Source organism: Micromonospora marincola, from assembly GCF_056150385.1.
The window spans coordinates 240,272-266,160 of the sequence record NZ_JAXCFT010000005.1 but is presented as its reverse complement, the minus strand read 5'-3'; the positions used below and the strand labels follow the sequence as shown (position 1 = coordinate 266,160).

Annotated in this window: 28 protein-coding genes; 12 read left to right on the top strand and 16 right to left on the bottom strand. The window is 73.3% G+C overall.

Annotation, left to right across the window (positions count from 1 at the left end):
- Positions 1-74 precede the first annotated feature (74 nt).
- The 3 genes from SM450_RS14775 to mshA all read right to left on the bottom strand — a co-directional run bounded on the left by SM450_RS14775 (position 75) and on the right by mshA (position 3,098).
- Positions 75-1,076 (bottom strand): hypothetical protein, encoded by a 1,002-nt coding sequence (locus SM450_RS14775; RefSeq protein WP_474620307.1) that lies wholly within the window; start codon positions 1,074-1,076, stop codon positions 75-77.
- A 77-nt stretch (positions 1,077-1,153) separates the two neighbouring features.
- Complete coding sequence (locus SM450_RS14770; RefSeq protein ID WP_474620306.1) at positions 1,154-1,687, bottom strand: type III secretion system chaperone family protein; 534 nt, start codon at positions 1,685-1,687, stop codon at positions 1,154-1,156.
- A 49-nt stretch (positions 1,688-1,736) separates the two neighbouring features.
- The gene (mshA, locus tag SM450_RS14765) at positions 1,737-3,098 is read right to left on the bottom strand and encodes a D-inositol-3-phosphate glycosyltransferase (protein WP_474620305.1); all 1,362 of its coding nucleotides are present in this window, start codon (positions 3,096-3,098) and stop codon (positions 1,737-1,739) included.
- Positions 3,099-3,269: 171 nt separating this feature from the next.
- Between mshA and SM450_RS14760 the strand changes: the two genes are divergently transcribed.
- A complete protein-coding gene (locus SM450_RS14760) occupies positions 3,270-4,031 on the top strand; it encodes an SDR family NAD(P)-dependent oxidoreductase (protein WP_474620304.1) in 762 nt (253 codons plus the stop codon).
- A 61-nt stretch (positions 4,032-4,092) separates the two neighbouring features.
- Positions 4,093-4,878, top strand: coding sequence for a class I SAM-dependent methyltransferase (locus SM450_RS14755; protein ID WP_474620303.1), 786 nt, complete (start codon positions 4,093-4,095; stop codon positions 4,876-4,878).
- A 365-nt stretch (positions 4,879-5,243) separates the two neighbouring features.
- Here SM450_RS14755 and SM450_RS14750 read toward each other — a convergent pair whose 3' ends face one another.
- Positions 5,244-6,335 (bottom strand): UDP-N-acetylmuramate dehydrogenase, encoded by a 1,092-nt coding sequence (locus tag SM450_RS14750; protein ID WP_474620302.1) that lies wholly within the window; start codon positions 6,333-6,335, stop codon positions 5,244-5,246.
- 70 nt (positions 6,336-6,405) lie between these two features.
- On the opposite strand from SM450_RS14750, the gene SM450_RS14745 reads away from it, so the two are divergent.
- From SM450_RS14745 to SM450_RS14715, 7 genes are all read left to right on the top strand, one after another.
- Positions 6,406-7,161 (top strand): maleylpyruvate isomerase family mycothiol-dependent enzyme, encoded by a 756-nt coding sequence (locus tag SM450_RS14745; RefSeq protein ID WP_474620301.1) that lies wholly within the window; start codon positions 6,406-6,408, stop codon positions 7,159-7,161.
- A gap of 177 nt (positions 7,162-7,338) precedes the next feature.
- Entirely contained in the window at positions 7,339-8,643 is a 1,305-nt protein-coding gene (locus tag SM450_RS14740; protein WP_474620300.1) for an ABC transporter substrate-binding protein, read from the top strand.
- Positions 8,644-8,712: 69 nt separating this feature from the next.
- Complete coding sequence (locus tag SM450_RS14735; protein ID WP_474620299.1) at positions 8,713-9,702, top strand: carbohydrate ABC transporter permease; 990 nt, start codon at positions 8,713-8,715, stop codon at positions 9,700-9,702.
- Positions 9,699-10,532 (top strand): carbohydrate ABC transporter permease, encoded by an 834-nt coding sequence (locus SM450_RS14730; RefSeq protein WP_474620298.1) that lies wholly within the window; start codon positions 9,699-9,701, stop codon positions 10,530-10,532. Before SM450_RS14735 ends, SM450_RS14730 begins: the two co-directional genes overlap by 4 nt.
- A complete protein-coding gene (locus tag SM450_RS14725; RefSeq protein WP_474620297.1) occupies positions 10,529-11,896 on the top strand; it encodes a GH1 family beta-glucosidase in 1,368 nt (455 codons plus the stop codon). Before SM450_RS14730 ends, SM450_RS14725 begins: the two co-directional genes overlap by 4 nt.
- A 19-nt stretch (positions 11,897-11,915) precedes the next feature.
- Complete coding sequence (locus SM450_RS14720) at positions 11,916-12,923, top strand: LacI family DNA-binding transcriptional regulator (RefSeq protein ID WP_474620296.1); 1,008 nt, start codon at positions 11,916-11,918, stop codon at positions 12,921-12,923.
- Positions 12,924-13,016: 93 nt separating this feature from the next.
- The gene (locus tag SM450_RS14715) at positions 13,017-13,922 is read left to right on the top strand and encodes a GNAT family N-acetyltransferase (RefSeq protein WP_474620295.1); all 906 of its coding nucleotides are present in this window, start codon (positions 13,017-13,019) and stop codon (positions 13,920-13,922) included.
- On the opposite strand, the gene SM450_RS14710 is transcribed toward SM450_RS14715, so the two are convergent.
- Both SM450_RS14710 and SM450_RS14705 read right to left on the bottom strand, forming a co-directional pair.
- Positions 13,915-14,436: an O-acetyl-ADP-ribose deacetylase gene (locus tag SM450_RS14710; RefSeq protein WP_474620294.1), complete on the bottom strand. Its 522-nt coding sequence runs from the start codon at positions 14,434-14,436 to the stop codon at positions 13,915-13,917. The genes SM450_RS14715 and SM450_RS14710 overlap by 8 nt on opposite strands.
- A gap of 1 nt (position 14,437) precedes the next feature.
- The gene (locus SM450_RS14705) at positions 14,438-15,229 is read right to left on the bottom strand and encodes an EI24 domain-containing protein (RefSeq protein ID WP_474620293.1); all 792 of its coding nucleotides are present in this window, start codon (positions 15,227-15,229) and stop codon (positions 14,438-14,440) included.
- 108 nt (positions 15,230-15,337) lie between these two features.
- Here SM450_RS14705 and SM450_RS14700 point away from each other — a divergent pair, with 108 nt between their 5' ends.
- Complete coding sequence (locus SM450_RS14700; RefSeq protein ID WP_474620292.1) at positions 15,338-16,333, top strand: helix-turn-helix transcriptional regulator; 996 nt, start codon at positions 15,338-15,340, stop codon at positions 16,331-16,333.
- On the opposite strand, the gene SM450_RS14695 is transcribed toward SM450_RS14700, so the two are convergent.
- From SM450_RS14695 to SM450_RS14670, 6 genes are all read right to left on the bottom strand, one after another.
- Complete coding sequence (locus tag SM450_RS14695) at positions 16,324-17,238, bottom strand: SDR family oxidoreductase (RefSeq protein WP_474620291.1); 915 nt, start codon at positions 17,236-17,238, stop codon at positions 16,324-16,326. The two genes, SM450_RS14700 and SM450_RS14695, sit on opposite strands and share 10 nt — an antisense overlap.
- Before the next feature lie 58 nt (positions 17,239-17,296).
- Positions 17,297-18,034 carry an alanyl-tRNA editing protein gene (locus SM450_RS14690; protein ID WP_474620290.1) on the bottom strand — a complete coding sequence of 246 codons (738 nt, stop codon included), beginning with the start codon at positions 18,032-18,034 and terminating at the stop codon, positions 17,297-17,299.
- Between the two features lie 11 nt (positions 18,035-18,045).
- Positions 18,046-18,933 carry an alpha/beta fold hydrolase gene (locus tag SM450_RS14685; RefSeq protein WP_474620289.1) on the bottom strand — a complete coding sequence of 296 codons (888 nt, stop codon included), beginning with the start codon at positions 18,931-18,933 and terminating at the stop codon, positions 18,046-18,048.
- A complete protein-coding gene (locus SM450_RS14680) occupies positions 18,930-19,244 on the bottom strand; it encodes a DUF2516 family protein (protein ID WP_474620288.1) in 315 nt (104 codons plus the stop codon). The genes SM450_RS14685 and SM450_RS14680 overlap by 4 nt, the downstream gene beginning before the upstream one ends.
- Before the next feature lie 72 nt (positions 19,245-19,316).
- Complete coding sequence (locus SM450_RS14675) at positions 19,317-19,922, bottom strand: hypothetical protein (RefSeq protein ID WP_474620287.1); 606 nt, start codon at positions 19,920-19,922, stop codon at positions 19,317-19,319.
- Positions 19,919-20,518, bottom strand: coding sequence for a helix-turn-helix domain-containing protein (locus SM450_RS14670; RefSeq protein ID WP_474620286.1), 600 nt, complete (start codon positions 20,516-20,518; stop codon positions 19,919-19,921). The genes SM450_RS14675 and SM450_RS14670 overlap by 4 nt, the downstream gene beginning before the upstream one ends.
- A 113-nt stretch (positions 20,519-20,631) precedes the next feature.
- On the opposite strand from SM450_RS14670, the gene SM450_RS14665 reads away from it, so the two are divergent.
- Positions 20,632-21,429: an alpha/beta fold hydrolase gene (locus SM450_RS14665; RefSeq protein WP_474620285.1), complete on the top strand. Its 798-nt coding sequence runs from the start codon at positions 20,632-20,634 to the stop codon at positions 21,427-21,429.
- A 7-nt stretch (positions 21,430-21,436) separates the two neighbouring features.
- Here SM450_RS14665 and SM450_RS14660 read toward each other — a convergent pair whose 3' ends face one another.
- The 4 genes from SM450_RS14660 to SM450_RS14645 form a co-directional block, all read right to left on the bottom strand.
- Positions 21,437-22,396, bottom strand: coding sequence for an asparaginase (locus SM450_RS14660; RefSeq protein ID WP_474620284.1), 960 nt, complete (start codon positions 22,394-22,396; stop codon positions 21,437-21,439).
- 94 nt (positions 22,397-22,490) lie between these two features.
- Positions 22,491-23,318 (bottom strand): beta-keto acid cleavage family enzyme, encoded by an 828-nt coding sequence (locus SM450_RS14655; protein ID WP_474620283.1) that lies wholly within the window; start codon positions 23,316-23,318, stop codon positions 22,491-22,493.
- Between the two features lie 92 nt (positions 23,319-23,410).
- A complete protein-coding gene (ygfZ, locus tag SM450_RS14650; protein ID WP_474620282.1) occupies positions 23,411-24,520 on the bottom strand; it encodes a CAF17-like 4Fe-4S cluster assembly/insertion protein YgfZ in 1,110 nt (369 codons plus the stop codon).
- Entirely contained in the window at positions 24,517-24,948 is a 432-nt protein-coding gene (locus SM450_RS14645; protein WP_474620281.1) for a Fur family transcriptional regulator, read from the bottom strand. The genes ygfZ and SM450_RS14645 overlap by 4 nt, the downstream gene beginning before the upstream one ends.
- Before the next feature lie 68 nt (positions 24,949-25,016).
- On the opposite strand from SM450_RS14645, the gene SM450_RS14640 reads away from it, so the two are divergent.
- Complete coding sequence (locus tag SM450_RS14640) at positions 25,017-25,874, top strand: aminotransferase class IV (RefSeq protein WP_474620280.1); 858 nt, start codon at positions 25,017-25,019, stop codon at positions 25,872-25,874.
- Positions 25,875-25,889: the final 15 nt, after the last annotated feature.

Below are 25,889 nucleotides of genomic sequence, written 5' to 3'. Positions count from 1 at the left end.
GAAATCGGCCCGTCCCTGCTCCGGCCTCCGACCATCGCCAACACGGGGTTCCCGGCGACCATTCCCGTAAACCCTCAGCCGTCCTCGCGATTCGGGTTCTCCGTCCGGAAGAAGTTGCTCTGCCGGCCGTCCCGCATCTGCTCCTGATAGATCAGGTTCAGCCGCCGCGAGTCGAATGTCCGGAACCAGTCGTCCCACGTGATCTCCCGGATCCGGCTGCTCTCCCGGTAGCCCGGAAGGTTGAAGGTCAGCACCCCGGGCCGGTCGCCCCGCTCGGTGCCGGCGATGGTGGCCGGCTTGGCGCCCCGGGCCCGGGCCCAGCGCTGGATCACCTCGTGGTTACGGGTCACCAGGCTGCGACCGGGACGCTCGGGACGGTCGGCGAGCGACGCGATGAGCTGCGAGGACCCGATCGACCGACTGGACGCGGGCCCGCGCGTCGGCGCGGCCTGCGCGCGAGCCGACGCCGCCCTCCGCGCCGGTGCCGCCTTGGCCCGCGACGGAGTGACCTTGGCCCGGGACGGAGCCGCCTTCGCCCGCGAAGGGGCAGCCTTGGCCCGAGACGGGCCAGCCTTCGCCCGCGACGGAGTGGCCTTCGTCCGCGACGCGGTCGCCTTGGCGCGCGACGACGTCGCCTTGGCCCGAGCGGGCGCCGCCTTGCGCGTACCCGTCGCCTTGGCCCTGGCCCCGGTCGCCCGGGTGGCCGGGGCGGACTTGGCCGGCGACGTCGCGGCGCGGCGCGAGGCCGTGGTGCTCTTCCTCGCCGCGGTGGTCTTCTTCGCGGCGGCGGCCCGGCGGGTGCCCGCCGGCCGGCCGGCCGGGCCGGTGCTCCGCCGGGCCGCGCCGCCGCGCCCCTCCGCGCGCATGGTCCGCGCGAGCGTCTTCACCAGCTCCGGCTTGCGCAGCGTGGAAATCCCGGAGACCCCACGACGGCGGAGCTGGCCCCGGATGTCGTCGACCTTCATCCGGGAGATCTCGGACTCCGACACCATCGGGGTGTTCGGGGCCTGGTTACCGGTTTGCCGCTTGGTGCGGGTCGCGGTCGTGCCGCGACCTGAGCTGTTGCGCTGAGCCATGGGACACGCTCCTCGACAGTCCGTCCTCGGCCCGCGGTGGGTCCCAGTGCTCCGCACCGCGCGGTGCGGCATACCCGTCAGGAGGGCTCCGAACCTCCGGCGGCCGAGCCGGCCGGGGCCGAGGGCTCGAAGAGGTGGGCGAACGCGGCCAGGTTGGCGGTCGACTCGCCCCGCTTCACCCGCCACTCCCACTCCCGGCGGATGGCGGTGCCGAACCCGATCTCCAGCATGCTGTCGAACGACTCGTCGGCGTAGGTCAGCACGGAGCCGAACAGGCGGTCCATCTCGTCCGCGTCGAGCCCGGCCAGGTTGACCCGGCCGGTCAGGTAGACGTCGCCGACCGCGTCGATGGAGAACGAGACGCCGTACATCCGCGCGTTGCGCTGCAACAGCCAGGCCCACAGCTCCTCGCGGCGCTCGTCGGGCTGGCGCATCACGAACGCCTCGATCCGCAACGCGTGCTCGCCGACGATCAGGTTGCAGATCGTCTTGAGCTTGTGCGTGCCCGGCAGGGTCACCGCGTACGACGACTCGCCGGTGGACTCCCACTCCAGCTCGCGCTCCGCGCACACGCTCTCGATCAGCGCGGCGACCTCACTCGTGCGGCTCATCGCACCCACTCTACGGTCGCCGGACGGCGGTCGCCGGGCGGCGGCGCGGTCACCAGGAGCAGGCGAGCGCGGGATCGCCGAGCCGACCGGCCAGCCGGGCGCGGTGCTCGGTGATCGCCTCCCCGTAGACCGCGAGCAGTCCGGAGACCGTGCGGTTCCAGGAGAAGTCGCGGGCGTGCCGCTCTGCCCCGCGGGCCAGCGCCGCCCGACGTCTCCGCTCGGGCAGCAGGCGGGCCAGGGCCCGCGCCCAATCGACCGGATCGTGCCCGTCGATGAGCATCCCGCTGACACCGTCGCGTACGGCGGTGACCAGCCCGCCCACGGCGGCGGCAAGCACCGGCGTGCCGCAGGCCTGGGCCTCCAGCGCGACAAGCCCGAACGACTCGTTGTGCGACGGCACGGCGACCAGGTCGGCGGCGCGGTAGAGGGCGGGCAGGTCGTCGCCGGTCCGCGGCGGCAGGAAACGCACCCGGTCGGCCACGCCGAGCAACTGGGACAGCTCGATCAGCGCGGTGGGCCGGTCCAGCCCGCTGCCACTCGGGCCGCCACAGATCACCACGGTCAGCTCACGGGCGAGCGCGGGATCCCGCTCCCGCAGCGCGGCGACGGCGCGGATCAGCACGTCCGGCGCCTTGAGCGGCTGGATCCGGCCGACGAACGCGACCACGTACCCGTCGACAGGCAGGCCGAGACGACGGCGGGCGGCACGGGCCACGGCCTCCCGGTCACCCGGGGCGGGGCGGAACCGGTCCAGGTCCACGCCCGGCTCCACCACGGCCACCCGACCGGGGTCTGCCGCGTACCGGTCGAGCAGGTCGCGGGCCTCCACCCGGGTGTTGGCGATCAGGCGGTCCGCCTCGGCGACCACCTGCTCCTCGCCGATCACCCGGGCCTTCGGCTCGGGCCGGTCCCCGGCGGCGAGCCGGGCGTTCTTGACCTTGGCGAGGGTGTGCGCGGTGTGCGCGAGCGGCACGCCCCAGCGCTCCTTGGCCAGCCAACCGACCTGGCCGGAGAGCCAGTAGTGCGAGTGGATCAGGTCGTAGTGGCCCGGCGGGCGGGCCGCCTCGGCGCGCAGCACACCGGCGGTGAAGGCGCAGAGCTGACCTGGCAGCTCCTCCTTGGTCAGCCCCTCCAGCGGCCCGGCGGTGACGTGCCGGACGGTCACCCCGGGCGCCATCTCCACCACCGGGGGCAGGTCGCCGGAGGTGGCCCGGGTGAAGATCTCCACCTCGACGTCGGCCGCGGCCAACCGGCGGGCGACCTCCAGGATGTAGACGTTCATGCCGCCCGCGTCACCCGTGCCGGGTTGGTGTAGCGGCGAGGTGTGCACCGAGAGTGTGGCGATGCGGCGGGGCCGGGGCCACGGCAGGGCACCACGCTGACGACCGACACCGGTGTGCAACTCCGCCACGTCCGCTCCCTCTGTCACGGTTGCTGCCGCCCCGCACGACCGGCGCTTCTCGGTCAACCCGTACGCCGGGTGTCATCTTCCCCATCGGGGTTCGGAAATACCTGACGCGGGCTCCCGGGCGTGACGGACCTCATCACCGCGCGGGGCCGGGCGGCGGGAGAGAATGTCCGGATGACCTCAGTCGCCATCGTCACCGGAGCATCGAGCGGGATCGGCGCGGCCACCGCCCGCCGGCTGGCCGCCGAGGGTTTCCACGTGCTCGCCGCCGCGCGGCGTACCGACCGGTTGGCCGCGCTTGTCGCGGCGATCGAGGCGGCCGGCGGCGCGGCGACCGCGGTGGCCTGCGACGTGACCTCCGACGGGTCCGTCGCCGACCTGGCCTCCGCGGCGGACGCGGCGCCCGGGCCGGTCACCCTGCTTGTGAACAACGCCGGCGGGGCCCGCGGCCTGGACCCGGTCGAGACCGCCGACGTGGGCGACTGGCAGTGGATGTACGACGTCAACGTGCTCGGCACGCTGCGGGTCACCAAGGCGCTGCTCCCGGCGCTGGAGCGTTCCGGCGCGGGCACCGTGGTGATCGTCGGCTCGACCGCCGGGCACGTCGTCTACGAGGGCGGCGGCGGCTACACGGCGGCCAAGCACGCGCAGACCGCGATCGCCGGCACGCTCCGGCTGGAGCTGTCCGGCCGGCCGGTCCGGGTGATCGAGATCGACCCGGGCATGGTGCGGACCGAGGAGTTCGGGCTGGTCCGGTTCGGTGGTGACGCCGACCGCGCCGAAGCGGTCTACGCCGGGGTGGCCGAGCCGCTTGTCGCCGACGACGTGGCCGACTGCGTCGCCTGGTGCGCCACCCGCCCGCACCACGTCAACGTCGACCAGCTCGTGGTCCGCCCGCTGGCCCAGGCCGCCCAGCACAAGGTCCACCGGAACTAGCGTGAAGCGCGAGGAGTGAGCCGGTCTTGCGAGCCCCGCAGTCGCGAACCGGGAGGTTCTGATGGAACGACCGCTCGGGGTGGTCACCCGGGGCACGACGAACCCCAACCGGCTCCGCCGGGTGGACAACTGGATCGTCGAAGCCTGCGGCGACGGGCTCCGGGCCGCCGCCGACCCGCTCGTGGTGGACCTGGGGTACGGCGCCACCCCGGTCACCGCGGTCGAGCTGCGGGCCCGGCTCGCCGCCGGGGTCCGCGCCGACGTCCGGGTGGTCGGGCTGGAGATCGATCCGGTACGCGTGGCCGCCGCCCGGCCGGCCGCCGACCCGCCCGGCCTCACCTTCGCCCTGGGCGGCTTCGAGCTGGCCGGGCTGCGTCCCGCCCTCGTGCGGGCGTTCAACGTGCTGCGCCAGTACGACGAGGGCGAGGTGACCGACGCCTGGCGCACGATCACCGGCCGGCTGGCGCCCGGCGGGCTGCTGGTCGAGGGCACCTGCGACGAGTTGGGGCGACTCGGCGCCTGGGTGCTGCTCGACGCGGCCGGTCCGCGCACGCTCACGCTTGCCGCGAAACTGACCACGCTGGCGAGCCCGGCGTCGTTTGCCGAGCGGCTACCGAAGGCGCTGATCCACCGCAACGTGCCCGGCGAGCGCGTGCACGACCTGGTCGACGCGCTGGAGCACGCCTGGCGCTCCGCCGCCGGCTACGCCCCGTTCGGCCCGCGCCAGCGCTGGCTGCGAACGGTGGCGACGGTGAAAGAGTCAGGTTGGCCCGTCCAGAACGGCCCGAGAGCCTGGCGCCACGGCTACCTGACCCTCCCCTGGCCCGCCGTAACCCCCACCACCTGACCCCACCCCACCCCGCCCTCAACTGGTTGATCATGAAGTTGACGGCGACAAACCGGACAACGAACGCCGCCAACTTCATGATCGCCCAGGTGCCGGCCTCCGGGGACGCTCGCAGCGGCGCCGTGCCGCACGTGAGGAAGGAGTGATTTCACCCCTGCGGCGACGCGAACTCCTTGGTCACCCGACCAACCGCGCGCGCGGACGGGATGAGCCGGCGGTTTCGTCGATCTTGGACTTGTGGTGCCAGGAAATGTCGGCTTTAGGTCGATATCGGAGGTGCCACAAGTCCAAGATCGACGAAAACATAGGAGCCGACCATTCGAGGGCTGGCGACGACCCGGGGCGGGGAGCAGGGGCGGGGCGGGTTAGATGGTGCAGTTGACCAGGACGGGTTCGGGGTGGAGGGGGACGCCGAAGCGGGCGTGCACCCCGTCGCGGATCTCCCGGGCCAGGGTCACCAGGGCGGCGGTGCTTGCCGTGCCGGACCGGTTGGTGAGCGCGAGCGTGTGCTTGGTCGAGATGGCGACGCCCTCCGGGCCGGCGTAGCCCTTGCCGAAACCGGCCTTGTCGATCAGCCAGGCCGCGCTGACCTTCACCACGTCACCGGCGCCCGGCCAGTGCGGCGGCTCGCCCAGGTCGGCCGCGCGCTCCCGGAGCAGCTCGTACGCCTCGCGGTCCAGCACCGGGTTGGTGAAGAACGAACCCACCGACCGGGTGTCCGGGTCGGCGGCGTCGAGCACCATGCCCTTGCCGGCGCGCAGCCGGCGCACCGTGGACCGGGCGTCGGCAAGCGGCACCCGGTCGCCCACCTCGACACCGAGCGCGCGGGCCAGTTCGGCGTAGCGGACGGGGGCGGAGAGCGGCGAGGGGGTGAGCCGGAAGTCGACCGAGAGCACCACCCAGCGGTCGCTGTACTTGAAGACGCTGCCCCGGTAGGCGAATCCGCAGTCCGCCGCCGCGATCCGGACCACCTCGCGGCGCGGGCGGTCGTACGCCTCGACGGCGACGATCGTCTCGGCCACCTCCTGGCCATACGCGCCGACGTTCTGGATCGGGGTCGCGCCGGCCGAACCGGGGATGCCGGAGAGGCATTCCAGTCCCGCCCAGCCGTGCTCGACGGTGGCGGCGACCAGGTCGTCCCACGGCTCGCCGGCCGCCACCCGTACGGTGACGGTGTCGTCGTCCGCGGCGACGACCTGGAACCCCCGGGAGCGGACGAGCACGACGGTGCCGGGGAAGCCCTGGTCGCCGATCACCACGTTGCTGCCGCCGGCCAGGACCAGCACTTCCTCGTCGCGGGTCTCCGCCTCGCGCACCGTGCGGACGATCTCGGTGGCGTCGGCGGCGATCTCCAGCCGGCCGGCCGGGCCGCCGAGGCGTAGGGTGGTGTAGCGCGCCAGGGTGCCCGGATCTGTCGGTCCGGTGGCGGTCGTCGGTTCGGCGTAGACGTCTGACACGCCTTTCACCCTAGGCTGAGGGGCAGCCGCGGCACCCACTGGTGGCCCGGTCACCCCCGGGAGGATGGCGATGAGCAGACTGCACCACACGAAGGACTTCTGGATCGGCGCGTTGCGGACGGAGGGCCCCGCGTTCGCCGCGGCGGTGGCGGAGGCGCCTCCCGAGACACCTGTGCTGTCCTGTCCCGGCTGGACGGTCACCGATCTCGCCCATCACCTGACCCGGACCTACGTGTGGGTGGGCACCGTGCTGACGGCCGGTTCGACGAGCCGGCCGGAGCGGCACGACCCGGAGCCGCCGGCCGGTCTCGCCCCGGCCCAGTGGTTCGCCCAGGAATACGAGCGCCTGTGCGGGATCTTCGACGGGTTGGACCCGGAGGCGCCGGCCTGGAACTTCGCGCCGCAGCCGAAGCGGGCGGGTTTCTGGCCGCGCCGGGTGGCGCACGAGACCGCGGTGCACCGCTGGGACGCCCAGCTCGCCATCGGCGCGGGTGACCCGATCGAGTCCAAGCTCGCGGCCGACGGGGTGAGCGAGGTGCTTGACACCTGGCTGCCGGCGGGTCGGCGGCTCGGGTCGGGTCCGTGGCACGGCGTGGTCCAGTTGACCGCGACGGACGCCGCCCAGGAGTGGTATCTGCGCCTGCGCGGCGAGGGGGTCGCGTTGCTTGACACCGCGACGATCCTGGACCACGACGACCACCGGGCCCGGGCGCAGGTGACCGGCACGGCGAGCGACCTGCTGCTGGCGTTGATGGGCCGGGTCAGCTTCGACACGCTCGGCGTGGCCGGCGAGCGGGGCCTGTTGGACGGCCTGCGGGTGGGCTGACAGCGCGGAGAACCGGGCGGAGAGGGGCGATCACCGCCCCTCTCCGCTTTTTTCGGACGCTCTGAGAGCGCTCTCTTGACACGGTCCCGGGCCACCCACCAGGCTGTCGAGAGAGCGCTCTCTTAGTTCCGGAACCACCTTCCACCACCCGTTACGACCCCGAGAGGTCAGGACAGCATGCTCACCTTCACGCGCCGTCGACTGGCGGCGGTGGCCCTGGTCGCCGCCACCGCCCTGCTCGGCACCACCGGCTGCGGCGGCGACGAGGCCGACGCCGACGGGCAGGTCACGCTCACCGTCGACACCTTCGGCCAGCTCGGCTACGCGGATCTCTACCAGGAGTACATGGCCAGCCACCCCAACGTGAAGATCGTCGAGCGCGGCACCGGCAGCAACCTCGACGAATACTCGCCGAAGCTCACCCAGTGGCTCGCCGCCGGCAAGGGCGCCGGCGACATCGTCGCCATCGAGGAGGGGCTGCTCGTCGAGTACAAGGCCAACCCGCAGAACTTCGTCAACCTGCTCGACCACGGCGCGGCCGACCTGAAGGGCAACTTCCTCGACTGGAAGTGGAACCAGGGGCTCACCGCCGACGGCAAGCAGCTCATCGGCCTCGGCACCGACGTCGGCGGCATGGCCATGTGCTACCGCACGGACCTGTTCGCCAAGGCCGGCCTGCCCACCGACCGGGAGGCCGTGTCGAAGCTCTGGCCCACCTGGCAGGACTACGTCAAGGTCGGCGAGCAGTTCACCGCGAAGAAGACCGGCGTCGCGTTCCTGGACGCCGCGACGAACACGTTCAACACCATCCTGCTCCAGACCGCCGGCAACACCACCGGCTACAGCTACTACGACAACGACAACAACCTGGTCGTGGGCAGCAACCCGGCGGTACGGCAGGCGTACGACACCACGATGGACATCATCGACTCCGGCCTCTCCGGTAAGTACGGCTCCTGGTCCGAGGAGTGGGTCTCCGCGTTCAAGCAGTCGAAGTTCGCCACCATCGCCTGCCCGGCCTGGATGACAGGCGTGATCGAGGGCAACGCCGGCCCCGGCGCCAAGGGCAAGTGGGACATCGCCCAGATCCCCGGTGACGGCGGCAACTGGGGTGGCTCCTTCCTCGCCGTGCCCAAGCAGAGCAAGCACCAGGCCGAGGCGATCGAGCTGGCCAAGTTCCTGACCAGCGCCAAGGGTCAGATCGGCGCGTTCAAGGCGAAGGGCCCGCTGCCGTCGTCGCCGCAGGCGCTCGATGATCCGGCGATCCTCGAGTCCAAGAACGCGTACTTCTCCGAGGCCCCGGTCGGCAAGATCTTCGCCGAGGGCGCCAAGAACCTGAAGCCGGTCTACATGGGCCCGAAGAACCAGGCCGTCCGCACCGAGGTGGAGAACGCCGTACGCACCGTGGAACTGGGCAAGCGCTCCCCGGAGCAGGGCTGGACCGACGCCGTCTCGAACGCCGAGAAGGCCGCCGCCAAGTAACCCGAGCAGCGCGTGCGGGCGGGCCCGGCGACGGGTGCCGCCCGCACGGCGGATAGGAGTTCTCCGGTCATGGCCGTCCAGCTCGACGCCCGCCCGCCTGTCGCACCGGCCCCCCGCGCCACCCGCGCCGACCGGGCCCTCCGGCTCAGCCGGCTCGACACCAGATACTCGCCATACCTCTTCGTCGCCCCGTTCTTCCTGCTCTTCGGCGTCTTCGGGGCCTACCCGCTGGCGTACACGTTCTGGGTCTCGCTGCACGACTGGGACCTGCTCGGCGCCGAGCACCCGTTCATCGGGTTCGACAACTACAGCCAACTGCTTGCCGACCCGGACTTCTGGCACTCCGTGGTCAACACGCTCGGCATCTTCGTCATCTCCACCGTCCCGCAGCTTCTGGCCGCGCTCTGGCTGGCCAACCTGCTCAACCGCCAGCTCCGCGCCCGCACCACCTGGCGGATGGCGGTGCTGGTCCCGAACGTCACCTCGACCGCGGCGGTGGCGATCGTGTTCGCGGTGCTGTTCGGCCGCGACTTCGGGATGATCAACTGGGTGCTCGACCACGTCGGGGTGAGCGCGATCGACTGGAAGGCCAACAGGTTCGCCGCCTGGGTCGCCATCTCCACCATGGTCGACTGGCGGTGGACCGGCTACAACGCGCTGATCTTCCTGGCCGCCATGCAGGCCATCCCCCGCGACCTGTACGAGTCGGCGGCGATCGACGGCGCCGGCCGGGCCCGGCAGTTCTGGGCCATCACCGTGCCGCTGCTCAAGCCGACAATCATCTTCGCGGTCATCATCTCCACCATCGGCGGCCTCCAACTCTTCACCGAGCCGCGGATGTTCAACTCCGGCACCAACGCGATCCGCGGCGGGCCGCTGCGCGAGTCGCAGACGGTGACCATGTACATGTTCGAGAACGCGTTCGCGCCGCACTACAACTTCGGCTACGGCTCGGCCGTCGCCTGGCTGCTCTTCGCGCTCATCGCGGTGGTCGCGGCGATAAACGTCCTGCTCCTGCGCCGGCTCGGCGGCGGTTCCCGCAAGGAGGTCTCCCGATGACCCGCCTCTGGTCGGCCAGCCGGCTCACCTACCTGGCATTGGCGCTCTCGGCCGCGCTGTCGGTCTTCCCGATCTACTGGATGTTCGTGGTGGCCAGCCGCACCAGCGACGCGATGGGCCAGGTCCCGCCCCCGCTCACCCCCGGCGGCAACCTCGGCGCCAACATCGCCCGGCTGTTCGACAACACCGACGCCTACTTCCTCACCGGCCTGATCAACTCGGCCATCGTGGCCGGCACGGTGACGCTCTCCGTGGTCTTCTTCTCCACCCTCGCCGGGTTCGCGTTCGCCAAGCTGCGCTTCCGCGGGCGCAACGCGCTGCTGCTGACCATCGTCGCCACCATGATGGTCCCCACCCAGCTCGGCGTGATCCCGCTCTACCTGCTGATGACGAAACTGAACTGGAACGACAGGCTGCCCGCCGTCATCGTGCCGGCGCTCGTCACCGGCTTCGGCGTGTTCATGATGCGCCAGTACGCCGGCCAGGCGGTCAGCACCGAGCTGATCGAGGCGGCCCGGATGGACGGGTGCAACACCGTCCGGATCTACTGGAACGTGGTGCTGCCCGCGCTGCGCCCGGCCGCCGCCGTGCTCGGCCTGCTCACGTTCATGACCACCTGGAACGACTTCCTCTGGCCGTACGCGGTGCTCAACGACCCGGAGAACCCGACCGTCCAGTTGTCGCTGCGGGCCCTCTCCGACGGGTACTACCAGGACATGTCGCAGGTGTTCACCGGCACGGCCATCGCTACGCTGCCCCTGCTGCTGGTGTTCGTCCTCTTCGGCCGCCAGATCATCGGCGGGATCATGGAAGGTGCGGTGAAGGCATGACGGATCTCCGATTCCCCGAGGGCTTCGTCTGGGGGGCGGCCACCGCCGCGTACCAGATCGAGGGCGCCGCCCGCGAGGACGGTCGCGGCCCGTCGATCTGGGACACCTTCAGCCGTACGCCGGGCGCGGTGTCCCAGGGGCACACCGGCGACGTGGCCTGCGACCACTACCACAGGTACGCCGAGGACGTGGCGCTGATGGCCGAGCTGGGGCTCCGGACGTACCGGTTCTCGGTGTCCTGGCCCCGCGTCCGGCCGGACGGCGCCGGCCCGGTCGAGCCGCGCGGGCTGGACTTCTACGACCGGCTGACCGACGCGCTGCTGGCCCGGGGCATCGACCCGATCGTCACGCTCTACCACTGGGACCTGCCGCAGGCGCTCGAGGACCGGGGCGGCTGGACCGTCCGGGAGACCGCCGAGCACTTCGCCGAGTACGCGGTCGCCGTACACCGCCGCCTCGGCGACCGGGTCCGCATCTGGACCACGCTGAACGAGCCGTGGTGCTCGGCGTACCTCGGGTACGCCGCCGGGGTGCACGCGCCGGGCCGACGCGACCCGGGGGACGCCTTCCGGGCCGTACACCATCTGCTGCTCGGCCACGGCCTGGCCGCGCGGGCGTTGCGCGCGGCCGGCGCGGAGACGATCGGGATCACGCTCAACCCGGCCGACGTGCAGCCGGCGGACGCCGGCAGCGCGGCGGACGCCGAGGCGGCGCGGCTCGTCGACGGCCTGCACAACCGGATCTTCCTGGACCCGCTCACCGGCGCCGGCTACCCGGTCGACATGCTTGCGCACGTGAGCCGGATCGTCGCGCCGGACTTCATCCGCGACGGGGACGAGAAGATCATCGCCGCGCCGCTGGACGTGCTCGGCCTGAACTACTACTCGCCCACCTACGTCGCCGGGCGGCCGGACGGCGGGGGCAGCGACGCGTACCCGGGGACCGCAGGCGCGGTCGAGTTCCTGCCGGCGACCGGTCCGGTCACCGACATGGGCTGGTCGATCGAGCCGGCCGGGCTGACCCGGCTGCTGGAACGGGTGGCCGCCGACCACCCCGGGCTACCGCTGCTGATCACCGAGAACGGCGGCGCGTTCCCGGACGCCACCCGCGACGAGGAGGGCCGGGTGGCCGACGCCGACCGGACCGCCTACCTCGACGGGCACCTGCGCGCCGCACACGAGGCCATCGCCCGCGGGGTCGACCTGCGCGGCTATCTCGTATGGTCGTTGCTGGACAACTTCGAATGGGCCGAGGGATACCGGAAGCGGTTCGGGATCGTCCACGTCGACTACCTGACCCAGCGGCGCACGCCCAAGCAGAGCGCCCGCTGGTACCAGGAGGTGATCGCCCGGAACGGGCTGTGACGAGGTGGTGGTTACGGGGATGACGACTGCACAACGGCCGACCCTGGAGGCGGTGGCCCGACGGGCCGGCGTGTCCCGAGCCACGGTCTCCCGGGTGGTGAACGGCTCGACCACCGTCGCCGAGCCGATCCAGCAGGCGGTCCGGCGGGCGGTCGAGGAACTCGGGTACGTCCCGAACCTCGCCGCCCGCAGCCTGGTCACCCAGCGCACCGACTCGGTCGCGCTTGTGCTGCCCGAGGCGGCCACCCGGGTCTTCTCCGACGACCAGGTCTTCCCCGGCATCATCCGGGGCGCGGCGCAGGAGCTGGAGGCCGCGGACAAACAGCTCGTGCTGATGCTCGCCGGCTCGCCGGCCGGGCACGAACGGGTCGAGCGGTACACCACCGGGCGGCACGTCGACGGCGTGCTCTTCGCCTCGCTGCACGGGGAGGACCCGCTGCCCGGCCGGCTGGCCCGGCTCGGCATCCCGGTGGTGTGCAGCGGCCGGCCGCTCGACGGCGCCGACGTGCCCTACGTCGACGTGGACCACACCGGCGGCGTGACCACGGCGGTGGAGCACCTCATCGCCGCCGGACGGCGACGCATCACCACCATCGCCGGGCCCCAGGACATGGTCGCCGGCATCGAACGGCTGATCGGCTACCGGGCCGCGGTCACCGCCGCCGGGCTGCCGGAACTGGTCGCGTACGGCGACTTCACCCGGGAGTCCGGCACCGCCGCGATGCGTGAGCTGCTCGCCGCCGACCCCGGGCTGGACGCCGTGTTCGCCGCCTCCGACCTGATGGCGCACGCGGCCCTGCGCGCGCTGCGCGAGGCCGGCCGGCGGGTGCCCGACGACGTCGCGGTGATCGGGTTCGACGACATCGAGACCGCCGCGTACACAGAGCCGCCGCTGACCACCGTCCGGCAGCCGATAGTGGAGCTGGGCCGGGCGATGACCCGCCAGCTCCTGCGCATCGCCGCCGGCGAGCAGGTGGAGCAGGCCCTCCTGCTCCCCACCGAGCTCATCCTCCGCGATTCCGCGTAAGGCGGGGGCCCCGCTTAACGCTTTCTGCATAGGCGGGGGCCCCGCTTAACAAACCGATCGCGGCGCGGGCGCGGGGTGGCTAGGGTCGCGCGGATGAGTGACGCCCTGATCCGTCCCGCCCGTGTAGACGACGCGCCCGCCGTGGTGGCGCTGCGCGCGGTGGTCTTCCCCTACCTGGTGCGGGGCGTCGAGTCGACCCGCCGGATGATCGGTCAGCCGCCGCCCGGCGAGGACTGGGCGGCCTGGGTCGCCGAGGCGGACGGGCAGGTCGTCGGCTGGGTGTCCGCGTACCGCAACACGCAGACCTCGACGCCCGGCGTGGGTGAGATCGCCATGCTGCACGTCCACCCGGACCACCGCCGCCGGGGCGCCGGCACCGCGCTGCTCGACGTCGCGCTCGACCACGTACGGGCGCTCGGGTCGACGCGGGTGCTCGCCCACGCCCGCACCGAGTCGCTGCCGTTCGCGCAGCGGCACGGCTTCACGCCCAGCCGGGAGCTGCGCTACTCCGCGCTCGACCTACGCACCGCCCCGCCGATGCCGACGCCGCCGCCGGGCGTACGGCTGCTGCCGACCGCCGGGCTCGACCCGCGCCGGGTCCACCGGGTGGACTCCGAGTCGGCCCGGGACGAGCCGGGTGACGTGCCGACGGACGCGCTCGACTACGACCTGTGGCACCACGAGTGCTGGGAGAACCTCGGGCTGGACCGGGAGGCCAGCACGGTCGCCGAGGTGGACGGCGAACTGGTCGCGTTGAGCCTGGTGAAGCGCGACGGCGACCGGATGTGGTCGGACTTCACCGGCACGCTGCCCGCGTACCGGGGCCGGGGGTTGGCCCGGCTGACCAAACAGGCCGCGCTGCACGCCGCCGCGGCGCGCGGGGTACGGACCGCGTACACCTCGAACGACGAGGCGAACGCGCCGATGCTGGCGATCAACGCGGCCCTCGGCTACCGGCCGGTCGACAGCCAGTGGTCGTGCCGGCGCACGCTCAGCTGAGCCGCCCGGCGGCCACCCGCACCGCCGTCGCGTACGTGTCGGCACCGAACAGCACCAGCCGGGCTTCGACCAGATGCGCCGGGGTGGCCACGTGCAGCACGGTCAGCGCCTGCGTGACCGCGTCCTCGACCGGCCAGCCGTAGATCCCGGCGGAGATCAGCGGAAAGGCAACGGTCAGCGCGCCCAGCTCGTCGGCGACGCGCAGGCTGTTGGCGTAGCAGTCGCGCAGCAGCGCCGACCGGTCCTCGCGCGGCGCGTACACCGGCCCGACCGTGTGCACCACCCAGCGCGCCGGCAGGTCGCCGGCGGTGGTGGCGACCGCCTGCCCGGTCGGCAGCCCCCGCCCGTAGCGGGCGGCGCGCAGCGCCCGGCACTCCGCCAGGATCGCCGGGCCGCCGCGCCGGTGGATCGCGCCGTCCACTCCCCCGCCGCCGAGCAGCGACGAGTTCGCCGCGTTGACGATCGCGTCGACCCGCTGGGCGGTGAGGTCGCCCTCGATCAGCACTGTGTCCATCTCAACGCTCCTCGACGTGCTGGCCGAGCGACCGGCGGGCCAGCAGGGCGGCCCCGGCGACGGCGGCCGGCATGACCAGCACCGCGCCGAGCGGGATCAGGAAACAAAGGAAGACCGCCACCCCGAAGCCGAGCGCGGTCGGCCGGTCGGCCCGCAGCCTCGACCGGCGGTCCGGCAGCCGCATGCCGCGCCGGTAGAACGGCGCGCCGACCAGCTCCAGGGCCAGGAACCAGCCACCCACCAGGGCGCCGACCACAGGCACCACCGTCTGACCCACCACCGGGATGAAACCGGCCGCGAAGAGGGGTACGCCGATCAGCGCGGAGATGGCCACCAGCCGCAACGAGTCGGCGACGCTGCGCCGCAGCGAGGCCCAGAACGGCACGTCCACCTTGCCCGGGGTGCCGCCGAGGCGGTCCTCGACCCGCTCGGAGATGGCCTCGTAGAACGGGTCGCCGACGGCAAGCGTGACCGCGGTGAACGTGAGCACCCCGACGAGCGCGGCCACCCCGACGACGGCCAGCCCGGCGGCGACCCGCAGCAGCCCACGCGCGGCCGACGACCAGTCGTCGGCGAACGGGGTGAGCCAGGCGGCCAGGTCGTCCACGAAGTACAGCAGGGTGGCGAAGAGAGCCAGGTAGAGCACGCCGGAGATCAGCGCCGGCACGATCCCGAGCAGCATCAGCTTCGGGCTGCGGACGTACATGCCGAGCCCGCGCAGCAGCAGGCCGGCGCCGCCGAGGAAGCGGGTGACCGCGCCGGTGACGGGCGCGACGGTACGGGAGGCGTTCACGACGGCACAGCCTAGTGGGCTCGCGCACGCCGCCGCCGGAGGTGTTAGGCGGGGCCCCCGCCTATACCGAATGCGTTAAGCGGGGCACCTTCCTTACACAATGGGTGGGTGCGTGCCTCGCGACTGATCTCGTTGGTGCTGCTGCTCCAGTCCCGGGAGACGATGACAGCGGCCGATCTGGCGCGCGAGCTGGAAGTCTCCGAACGCACCGTCTACCGGGACGTGCTGGCGCTCTCCGCCGCCGGGGTGCCGGTCTACGCCGACCGGGGGCGGGTCGGCGGTTACCGGCTGCTGGGCGGCTACCGGACCCGGCTGACCGGGTTGAGCCGGGACGAGGCGGAGGCGCTGTTCCTGGCCGGGCTGCCGGGGCCGGCCGGCGACATGGGGCTGGCCGACGCGGTGGCCGCCGCCGAGCTGAAGGTGCTGGCCGCGCTGCCACCGAGCCTGCGGGACGCGCCGGCGCGCACCGGGCAGCGGTTCCACCTGGACGTTCCGGGCTGGTTCCGGGAGTCCTCGCCGCCGCCCCGGCTGGCCGAGCTGGCCGGGGCGGTCTGGGGGGACCGGATGGTCGAGCTGCGCTACCGGCGCGGCGACCGGGAGGTGACCCGCGCGCTCGCGCCGTACGGGCTGGTGCTGAAGAACGGGGTCTGGTATCTGGTCGGCCGCGTCGGTGAGGCGTGGCGGACCTACCGGGTGGACCGGGTGGTCGACGTCGAGGTCGACCCGGCCGGGTTCGACCGGGACGAGCGCTTCGACCTCGGGGCGTACTGGCGGGAGCAGGCCGGCGCGTTCCTGCGCGACCTGCTCCGGGAGCGGGTGACGGTCCGGCTCGGACCGGCCGGCCTGCGGCTGCTACGGCACCTGGTGGACGCGCCGTTCGTCTACGAGGAGGCGGTCGCCGCGGCCGGCCGGCCCGACGGGCAGGGCCGGCTGGTGCTCCGGCTGCCCGTCGAGTCGGTCGACGTCGCGTACGGTCAACTGCTGGCGCTCGGCCCCGAGGTGGAGGTGCTGGCGCCGCCGGAGCTGCGGGACCGGTTCGCCGAGGCGGCCCGTCGCGCGGCGGCGCTCTACGCCGGGCCGCCGGAGGACACCTGTCAGCGGTAGCCGGTGTCGTCGGCCGCCTTTCCCGGCGCGACCACCTCGTCGTGGTAGCGGGCCCAGTGCGGGCGGGTGCCGTCCAGGTCGGTGAAGCCGTACACCTGGGCCAGGCCGCCGCTGTCGAGCGACTGGCCGTTCCAGCGGGCCCGGTCCGGGTCGGCGGCCAGCGCGGCCACCGCCCGCCCGACGAACGCCGGCGTCTCGGACATGACGAAGTGCGGATCGGTCCTCGCGCCGTCGCGCCAGTTCGCCTCGGTCACGCCGAAGTGCTCAAGCATCGCCTCCGAGCGCAGCCAGCCCGGGGTGAGCGCGACCGCGGTGCAGCCGTGCGGGGCCAGCTCGTGCGCCTGGGTGAAGCCGAGCCGGTTCACCGACACCTTCGCCAGGTCGTAGAAGACCGACACGCGGTAGGCGGTGTCGTTGTACGCCTTCGTGCCGTCGCCGATCTCGACGACCAGCCCGCCCGGGTTGCGGATCAGCAACGGCAGCGCGAAGTGGCTGGTGATGATGTGGGTGTCGACGGCCAGCCGGAGCGTGTGGAAGCCGGCGTCGAGCGGCTGCTCCCAGACCGGCTTCTCCCAGGTGATCAGCGGGTCGGCGCCCCAGATGTCGTTGACAAGCACGTCGAGGCGGCCCTGCTCGGCGTCGATCCGTTCGACCAGGCCGCGTACCTGCTCGGGGTCGAGGTGGTCGACCGCGACGGCGATGCCTGTGCCCCCGGCGGCGGTGACCAGATCGGCGGTCTCCTCGATGGTCTCCGGCCGGCCCATCTCGGAGCGGCGGTCCCGGGTGGTGCGGCCGGTGGCGTAGACGGTGGCTCCGGCGGCGCCGAGCTGGACGGCGATCTGCCGGCCGGCGCCCCGGGTCGCGCCCGCCACGAGCGCGACCCTCCCGGTGAGTGGTGAGTTCATGGGTTCACCGTGCCACCGATACCTGACACCCGACGTCCGGTTTTCCGGACGGCCCGGGTCAGTCCGCCAGGCGCACGCGTACCCGGCGGTTGGCCCGGCCCTTGCTCTCCACCTTGACCACCTGGACCCTGCCGATCTGCGCGGTGGAGGCGACGTGGGTGCCGCCGTCGGCCTGCACGTCCAGCCCGACGATGTCGACGATCCGCACCTCCTGCTCGGTCGGCGGGATCAGGTTGGACTGGGTGCGGATGATGTCCGGCAGGGCGAGCGCGTCGTCGCGCGGCAACACCCGGACGGCGACCGACCGGTCGGCGGCCACCTCGGCGTTTACCAACTCCTCGATGCGGGCCTTGAAGTCCGGCGGCACCTCGGGAAGGTTGAAGTCCATCCGGGCCTCGCCGGGTTCCATGTTGCCGCCTGTGACGAGCGCGCCGAAGTCGCGGAACACCACGCCGCACAGCACGTGCAGCCCGGAGTGGGTGCGCATCAGCATGGTCCGCCGGCCGTCCTCCACCGCGCCTGTGACGTCGGCGCCGACCGGCGGCACCGGGTCACCCTCGGCCGGGATGAGCCAGAGGTCGTCGCCCTTGCGGGTGCCGACGATCCGGGTCTGCACGCCCTGCCAGAGCAGCACCCCGTGATCCGGCGGCTGGCCGCCGCCGCCCGGGTAGAACGCGGACCGGTCCAGCACGATGCCCTGCTCGGGATCGGCCGCGAGGACCCGGCACGTCCACTCGCGCAGCGTGGGGTCGGCGAGATCGAGTCGATGCGTACGGCCGTGGTGTGTGACGCCCATAGCGGCGAACGTTACCCGTTGAGGAACGACGAGATGCGCCCGCGCAGGTCGGCGCGTTCGGTCCAGAGCACGCCGGGCCGGTCGTACACGTGCAGGGTGGCTGCCGGCAGCGCGGCGGCCAGCCGCTCGGCGACGGGCACCGGGTGCAGGTCGTCGTCCGCGCACGCGATCACCAGGGCCGGCGCGGTGACCGCCGCGAGCGCGCCGGCGTCGTCGAGCGCGGCCTGCTCGGGCAGGCCGGCCAGGCCGGGCGCGAGCCCGTCGCGCAGCAGTTGGTCGAGCCGTTGCCGCAGGTAGGACCAGCCGGCCGGGGTGTTGCGGACCGACGGCGGCAGCTCCAGCGACACCACCTCGGCGAGCGCGTGCGCGTCGCCGTCGGCCACCGCGTCGAGCAGGCCGGTGAGGCGGGTGCGGGCCGCCTCGCCGCGCGGCGTGTCAAGCACGGCGGGGAGGAAGAAGACGAGCTTCTCGAAGCGTTCCGGGCTCTCGGCGAGCACCCGGCACAGCGCGCCCGCGCCGAGGCTGGCGCCGAACGCGCGGGTGGCGCCGCCCAGATCGGCGACGGACCGCAGGTCACGGGCGAGGTCGAGGTAGGTCCACGGCCCGGGCGGGGAGTCGGACCGGCCGTGCCCGCGGAACTGGAAGAAGATCCGCCGCCCGGTGACGCCGCTGCCGAAGGGCCGGGTGGTGGCGATGCCGTTGCCCAGCCCGTGCGCGAACACGGTGACCGGGTCACCGACGCCGGTGACCAGGCGTTCCAGGCGCACCCCGTGTGGGGTGGCGACCAGTTCCGTCTCCGGCTCGGGCAGCGCCGGCCGGCCGGTGCGTGGCCCACCGGGGCCGGGACCCCAGGTGCGGGGGCCGCCGTCCGGGGGCGGGGGCCAGCGGAAACTTCTCACCAGGACCCTCGGCCGTCGTGCAGGTCCCGCAGGCCGGGTCGCACGTCGAGCATGTAGATCAGACCGGCCGCGATGCCCACCAGTCCGAAGAGGCTGATCGGGCCGAAGCCCAGCAGGGTCAGCAGCAGGCAGACGGCCAGGATGGCGATCCAGCCGCCCTTGGGCAGGGTGCCGATGGCGGCGAAGCCGTCGCCGCGCTGGGTGAGTGCGTGCACGAGAGCCACGCCCTGGATGACAAGCGCGAAGACGAGCAGGATCAGCTCGATCACGGAGCGGACTTCGAACGCGAAGATCGGCGCGGCGTAGACCATGTCGGCAAGCTTAGGCCGAGACCCCGGAAACGTCCGACAGGACGCTGTCCGGGGTCTCGATGGACGGTGGGGTCACTCGGCGGCCGGGCGGGTCCGCTTCGTGGCCTTCGGGGTGACCGGCTTGGCGGCGGCGGCCCTGGTGGTGGTCGCCTTGGTGGCCCGGGTGCGCTTCGCGGCGGCCGGCTTGGCGGCCACCGCCTCGGCGACCTCGGCCGGGCTGGGCGCCTCGACCTTCGGGGCGGCCGGCGCCGGGGTGGTCTCCTCGGTCGCCTCGATGTCGGCGTTTACCGTGTCGGCGGCCTCCAGCACGCCGGCGCCGACGACCCGCTCACCGCGGGCGACAAGCTCGGCGTACGCGGCCAGGGCGCGCTGCTGCGCGACGTACGCGCCGGACACCACGGCGGCGGCGTTGCGGGTGGCGGCCTCGCGGAGCTTGTCCAGGTTGGCCGCCTCGCGGAGCTTGTCCAGGTTGGCGGCCTCGCGGAGCTGGTCGAGGTCGGCCTTCTGGCGCAGCTCGTAGCCGGTGCCGACGGCCTTGCCGCCGAGGTCGGTGACGACCCGGGTGCCGAGACCGCTGACCACGGTGGGCAGCTTGCGGAGCTGCTCCAGGGCCAGCTCACCGGCGCCGGCGGCGGCGTAGAGGGGGGCGGGGATGCGGTTGGTCCTGGGCTGGGTCATGACTGCTCCTCTTCGGCCGCTCCGGCGGCCTTCCGGGCCGCCCGGCGGGCGGTCGTGCGTTCGCGGGCGGCGGTGGTCGGCGCGGGCGCGGTGCCCGCCTCGGTGACGGCTACCGATTCGAGGACCGCCTCGGTCGGGGTGCCGTCGGGCGTCACGGGGCCGGTCGCGGCCGGCGCGACGGTGGCCGGGGCCTCCGGCGCGTTGGCCGGCTCGGCGGCCTCGGTCGGGCCGGGCGTGCCGGTCGCCTCGGCCAGGCGCGCGTTCTCGCGGCGGAACGTCTCGTAGATCTGGGTGAGCGACTGCTTCTGGGCCATGGTCAGCTCGGGATCGACCGCGATGGCCGCGAGCACGCCCTGACCCTCCTTTTCGTCGAGCAGCCCGGCCCGCAGGTACATCACCGGGGTGGAGACGCGCAGCGCGCTGGCGAGCTGCTGGAGCACCTCGGCGCTCGGCTTGCGCAGCCCGCGCTCGATCTGGCTCAGGTAGGGATTGCTGACGCCCGCCTGCTCGGCGAGCTGACGCAGCGAGATCTTCGCGTTGCGCCGCAGGTCGCGAATGAACCCGCCGACATCGGGAAGGTCCTTGCTGGTGGCCATGACTCCACCGTAACGCGGGCTGCTAGCTGCTGCAAGCAAAGTGCTAGCCACAGTTAGCGAGGTCACTCGAAGTCGGTTGCGGGCCCGGTGGGCGGTCCGTACCGTTTCCCCTTGTGACCAAGATCGAGATCAACGGCGCCCAGCTCGCGTACGACGAGGCCGGCAGCGGCAGCGTCGTGGTGCTGTTGCACGCCGGCATCACGGACCGGCGGATGTGGCGCGAGCAGGTGCCGGTGCTTGCCGCCCGGCACCTGGTGATCGTCCCCGACCTGCGCGGCTACGGCGAGTCCGAGCTGCCGCCCGCCCCGTTCGCCCACCACGACGACGTGATCGGGCTGCTCGACGCGCTCGGCGTCGAGCGGGCCGCGCTCGTCGGCTGCTCGTTCGGCGGCCGGGTCGCGGTGGACACCGCGCTGGCCCACCCGGAGCGGATCTCGGCGCTCGCGCTGTTCGGCGCCCCGGTCTCCGGCTACGAGTGGTCCGAGGAGACCGAACAGCTCTGGGACGAGCTGGTCGGTGACGTGGACCCGGAGGACTTCACCGCCACCGCCGCCGGCGAGGTGCGGTTCTGGGTGGTCGGCCCGGCCCGCCGGCCGGCGGATGTCGACCCCGGGCTGATCCGGTTCGCCGAGGAGATGGACCGCCGGGCCCTCGCCGCCGAACAGGCGCTCAGCGCGATCGAGGTGGGCGAGCTGGACCCGCCGGCCGTCGACCGGCTGGGCGAGCTGCGGATGCCGGTGCTTGCCGCCGCCGGCGCCGACGACCTCGCCGACGTCCGCCGGCTGGCCGACCGGATCGCCGCCGAGGCCCCGCACGGCACCCGCCTGCCGGACGTCCCCGACGCGGCCCACCTGCTCCCCCTGGAGCGCCCCGAGCCGGTGAACGCCGCCCTGCTGGACTTCCTGCCCTGACCGCCGGCTACCAGACCGGGCGGACCGCGCCGACCGGGAGGCCGCCGCCCAGCAGTGGGAACTCGGCGTACTCGGTGAGGATGGGCGCGCTCAGCCCGAGCCGGGTCAGGGCCGAGGTCAGCACCGGCATCCGGGGGCGGGCCGCCCCGTCGTCGATCTTCAGGGCGACCGCGCCGACCCCCGGGACCGCCGCCGCCATCACACCCTCCGCGCCGATCTTGGCCAGCAACCCGGGTACGCCGCGCATCAGCCGGGTGTCGTCGGCCTGGGTGCCGCCGACCATCTCCGGGTACGTCCGCATCGCGTCCGCCACGGTCCGCTCGACAGTGCCCGGCTCGGCGTCGACAAGCCGCCGGAAGGCACGCGCCAGCCCGGTCAGCGACACCGCGTGCACAGGCGCGCCGCAACCGTCCACCCCGACCGCGGCCACCGGCTCGCCGGTGAGCTCCTCGACGGTCGCGGTCACCCGCTGCTGGAGCGGATGCTCCGGCCGCCAGTAGCCGTCGAGCGGCCAACCGGCGGCCAGGCAGGTGAGCAGCATGCCGGCGTGCTTGCCGGAGCAGTTCATCCGCACCCGGGACGGACCGCCGCCGGCCCGCAGCACCGCCTCCCGGGCGGCCTCGCCAAACGGCAGGTCCGCCGGGCAGCGCAGCGCGTCCTCGCCCAGCCCGGCGCCCCGGAGCAACGCGACGACCCGCTCGACGTGGAACTCCTCGCCCGCGTGGCTCGCCGCGACGAGCGCCACGTCGGCCGGGTCGGTGAGCCGCAGCCCGGCCCGGAGCATGCCGATCGCCTGCATCGGCTTGTTCGACGAGCGGGGGAAGATCGGTGCGGTGACGTCACCCGCTCCGGCGACCGGCGAGCCGGCGGCGTCGAGCACCACCACGGAACCCCGGTGGACGCCCTCCACGAACCCGGACCGGACCACCTCGGCGAGCGGCACGCCGCCCTCGTACGTCTTTCCCACAAGATGGACGGTACCGACGGGGCGCGGCGGGTCCGCAGCCGGGTGACCTGCGACGTCGACCCTGGCCGTAAAGGGGTGTGGGCTCGTGTGCCACTTACACGCCGAGCAGCGTGCGGGCCTCGGCGGTGGTGAGCGGCGGGCGCTGGGCGAGCTGCGCGAAGCCGACCGCCCGGGCGACGAGCTGCATGTTGGACTCCACCGGGCGGCCCTTCGCGTAGGTGACCGTGTCCTCCATGCCGACCCGCAGGTGACCGCCGGTCGAGAGCGAGGCGAGCATCACCGGGATGGTGCTGCGCCCGATGCCGGTGGCCGAGAACGTGGTGCCCGCGGGCAGGTCGCGGAGCATCTGCTCGGCGGCGACCAGGGTGGCGGTGGTGCCCGGCATACCGCCCGGCACGCCCATCACGAAGTCGACGTGGACGTGCCCGCCGTGCGGCAGGCCGTACTTGCCGAGCAGCCGCTGCAACGCGGTGAGGTGGCCCAGCTCGAAGATCTCGTACTCGGGGACGACGCCACGCTCCTGCATCCGGGTGTGCAGGTCGACGATGAACTCCCACCGGTTGAGGAACACGTCGTCCCCGAAGTTGACCGTGCCCATGGTGCAGGACGCCATGTCCGGCGCGGCGTCGAGCACGGCGAGCCGGTGCGCCTCCGGGTCGGTCACCGCGCCGCCGGAGGAGAGCTGCACGATCAGGTCGGTGCTCTCCCGCAGCGCCGAGACGGTCTCCCGCAGCCGCCCCTGGTCGAGCGTCGGCCGCGCCTCGTCGTCGCGGATGTGGACGTGGATCACGGCCGCGCCGAGCGCCTCGCACTCCTTGGCGGTCAGCAACAGCTCGTCGAGCGTCACCGGCAGCGCCGGCACCTCCGCCTTGGCCGACTCCGCGCCGGTGGGGGCAACCGTGATCAACGTCCCTGTCGTCATGCCCCGGATCCTAGACGGCCGCCGCTGCGACGATCCGCAGGTGTTAAGCGGGGCCCCCTCCTATACCGGAGGCGTTAAGCGGGGGCCCCTCCTTACACATCGATGGCGGCGGCGGAGTCGCCCACCATCAGGCGGGCGTCGTCGGGGGTGTTGCGCTTGAGCACGGCGAGCGCGATCTGGCCCAGCTCGTAGTGGTGCACCGCGGTGCCCACGAAGCCGACGGTACGACCGTCGAGCGTCACCGGCGTGCCGGCGGCCGGCGGCTGGTCACTCGTCACGCCGTCCAGGTGCAGCAACGCGAGCCGGCGCGGGGGCTTGCCCAGGTTGTGCACCCGGGCCACCGTCTCCTGCCCCCGATAGCAACCCTTGTCCAGATGGACGGCCGGGGCGATCAGGTCCACCTCGGCGGGGATGGTGCGGTGGTCGGTGTCCACCCCGGCCCGGGCCCGTCGGGCGGCCACCCGGACCGCCTCGTACGCCCACAGCCCGGCCACCGGCACGCCGGCGTCCCGCAGCTCGGCCACCACCCGCGCCATGGCCGGGCGCGGCACCAGCAGGTCGACGCCGAGCGTCACCCGCCGGACCCAGCCGCCGGCCGGCAGCGGCTTGACGTCGTACCGCACGGAGGGCCGTGCGGGCACCTCGCCGGAGCGGAACTTCGGACCCGGCACCCGGACCAGGTCGGGCGCGGCCAGCCCGGTGACGCCCAGGGTGTCGAGCGCGCCCGCGGCCTCCGGCCCGACAAGCGAGAGCAGCGCGTGCTCGGCGGTGGCGTCGCGCGGGTCGACCTTGCTGAAGAAGCGCATCTTCTCCAGGTACGACAGCAGCCCGCCGGTCATCCCCGGCTCGGTGTCCAGCCAGGTAATCTCGCCGTCCTCGGTGACGAGCGCGTGCTGCTCGACGTGCCCGTGCGGGGAGAGCACCAGCAGCTCGGTGCCCTGCCCCGGGGCCAGCGCGGCCAGGTGTTGGCTGGTGAGCGTGTGCAGCCAGGCGATCCGTTCCTCGCCCGGCACCGCGATCACGCCCCGGTGCGACCGGTCGACAAGGCCCACGCCGGTGGCCAGCACCCGCTGTTCGCGCATCGGGTCGCCGTAGTGCGCGGCCACCGGGGCGACCCCGGCCGCCCGGTGGGCCGGCTCGGGCTGGTCCCGGGTCTGCTCGTCGATGGCGTCGGCGGCGACCGCGCCCGCGATGTCGATCATCTTTGTTCCCCGTCCTGTACGCACCGACCGCAGACCCCGAAGAGCGCGACGTGCCCGATGTCGACCTGGAATCCGCGCTGTCCGGCCAGTTGGTCGGCGAGCGGCCGGAGCATCTCCGGGGAGATCTCGTCGATCGCCCCGCACTCCCGGCACACCAGGTGCACGTGTTGGTGCTCGCCGGCCGCGTGGTAGGTCGGCGAGCCGTGCGACAGGTGGGTGTGTGTCACCAGGCCGAGCCGTTCCAGCAGCTCCAGCGTGCGGTAGATGGTGGTGATGTTCACCCCGGCCGCCACCTCACGGACCGCCGTGTGCACCTGCTCCGGGGTGGCGTGCCCGAGATCCAGGACAGCCTGGAGGACGAGCTGCCGCTGCGCCGTCAGCCGCAGCCCGCGCGAGCGGAGCAGTTCCGCGAGGGAGGAGTCGGACACCCTCCGATCATAGTTCGGCCGCCGCGCCGGTTCCGGTCGCCGCCGGGGTACGCCGCTACGCTGCGCCCGTGGCGGCGACGCGGGTGGCGGTGCTCGGCCGGGGCCTGGTCCCGGCCGGCGAGCCGGTGGTGCGCGGCGACGACCGGGGCGTGCTGCACGGCGACGGCCTCTTCGAGACCCTGCACCTGCGGGCCGGCCGCCCCTGGCTGCGCGACGCCCACCTGGCCCGGCTGCGGGCCGGCGCGGCGGCGATCGGCCTGCCACTGCCGCCGGCGGAGGCGCTTGTCGAGCTGCTCGACGCGGTGAGCGCCGGCTGGCCGGCCGGGATCGAGGGCGCGCTGCGGCTGGTCTGCACGCGCGGGCCGGAGGGCGGTGGGCCGCCCACGGTGTACGCCACGCTCGGCGAGGTCCCGGCGGCCGTCCGGCGGGCCCGGCACGACGGGGTGACGGTGGCCACGTTGCCGCTCGGGGTGGCCGCCCGGTCCCGCCCGGAACTGGGCTGGCTGCCCACCGGTGTGAAGTCCACCTCGTACGCGCTGAGCACCGCCGCCCGCCGTTGGGCGGCGGACGCCGGCGTGGATGAGGTGATCTGGCTTTCCACCGACGGGTACGTGCTGGAGGCGCCCACCGCGAACGTGGTGTGGCTGAGCGACGGCGTGCTCTCGACGGTTCCGGCGGCCCAGACCGGAATCCTGCCCGGCGTGACCGCAGACCATCTGCTGAGCCGCGCCGCCGAGCTGGGCCTCCGAGCGGAGGAACGCCTGCCCACGGTCCCCGACCTGCACGGGGCGGACGCCATCTGGCTGACCAGCTCGCTACGCGGCCCGGCAGAGGTCACCACCTTGAACGGAACGCCCCGCCCGCGTTCCCCCCTGACCCCCCGCCTACAGACCCTCCTGGAATTCCCCCGGCCCTCACCCCGTTGATCATGAAGTTGACGC

What these genes read in the sequence shown, in the direction of transcription:
- SM450_RS14775 (WP_474620307.1), bottom strand. Translation starts at nt 1,076, where the DNA reads ATGGCTCAGCGCAACAGCTCAGGTCGCGGCACGACCGCGACCCGCACC.
- SM450_RS14770 (WP_474620306.1), bottom strand. Translation starts at nt 1,687, where the DNA reads ATGAGCCGCACGAGTGAGGTCGCCGCGCTGATCGAGAGCGTGTGCGCG.
- SM450_RS14760 (WP_474620304.1), top strand. Translation starts at nt 3,270, where the DNA reads ATGACCTCAGTCGCCATCGTCACCGGAGCATCGAGCGGGATCGGCGCG.
- SM450_RS14755 (WP_474620303.1), top strand. Translation starts at nt 4,093, where the DNA reads ATGGAACGACCGCTCGGGGTGGTCACCCGGGGCACGACGAACCCCAAC.
- SM450_RS14745 (WP_474620301.1), top strand. Translation starts at nt 6,406, where the DNA reads ATGAGCAGACTGCACCACACGAAGGACTTCTGGATCGGCGCGTTGCGG.
- SM450_RS14740 (WP_474620300.1), top strand. Translation starts at nt 7,339, where the DNA reads ATGCTCACCTTCACGCGCCGTCGACTGGCGGCGGTGGCCCTGGTCGCC.
- SM450_RS14735 (WP_474620299.1), top strand. Translation starts at nt 8,713, where the DNA reads ATGGCCGTCCAGCTCGACGCCCGCCCGCCTGTCGCACCGGCCCCCCGC.
- SM450_RS14730 (WP_474620298.1), top strand. Translation starts at nt 9,699, where the DNA reads ATGACCCGCCTCTGGTCGGCCAGCCGGCTCACCTACCTGGCATTGGCG.
- SM450_RS14725 (WP_474620297.1), top strand. Translation starts at nt 10,529, where the DNA reads ATGACGGATCTCCGATTCCCCGAGGGCTTCGTCTGGGGGGCGGCCACC.
- SM450_RS14720 (WP_474620296.1), top strand. Translation starts at nt 11,916, where the DNA reads ATGACGACTGCACAACGGCCGACCCTGGAGGCGGTGGCCCGACGGGCC.
- SM450_RS14715 (WP_474620295.1), top strand. Translation starts at nt 13,017, where the DNA reads ATGAGTGACGCCCTGATCCGTCCCGCCCGTGTAGACGACGCGCCCGCC.
- SM450_RS14710 (WP_474620294.1), bottom strand. Translation starts at nt 14,436, where the DNA reads ATGGACACAGTGCTGATCGAGGGCGACCTCACCGCCCAGCGGGTCGAC.
- SM450_RS14695 (WP_474620291.1), bottom strand. Translation starts at nt 17,238, where the DNA reads ATGAACTCACCACTCACCGGGAGGGTCGCGCTCGTGGCGGGCGCGACC.
- SM450_RS14690 (WP_474620290.1), bottom strand. Translation starts at nt 18,034, where the DNA reads ATGGGCGTCACACACCACGGCCGTACGCATCGACTCGATCTCGCCGAC.
- SM450_RS14680 (WP_474620288.1), bottom strand. Translation starts at nt 19,244, where the DNA reads ATGGTCTACGCCGCGCCGATCTTCGCGTTCGAAGTCCGCTCCGTGATC.
- SM450_RS14675 (WP_474620287.1), bottom strand. Translation starts at nt 19,922, where the DNA reads ATGACCCAGCCCAGGACCAACCGCATCCCCGCCCCCCTCTACGCCGCC.
- SM450_RS14670 (WP_474620286.1), bottom strand. Translation starts at nt 20,518, where the DNA reads ATGGCCACCAGCAAGGACCTTCCCGATGTCGGCGGGTTCATTCGCGAC.
- SM450_RS14655 (WP_474620283.1), bottom strand. Translation starts at nt 23,318, where the DNA reads ATGACGACAGGGACGTTGATCACGGTTGCCCCCACCGGCGCGGAGTCG.
- ygfZ (WP_474620282.1), bottom strand. Translation starts at nt 24,520, where the DNA reads ATGATCGACATCGCGGGCGCGGTCGCCGCCGACGCCATCGACGAGCAG.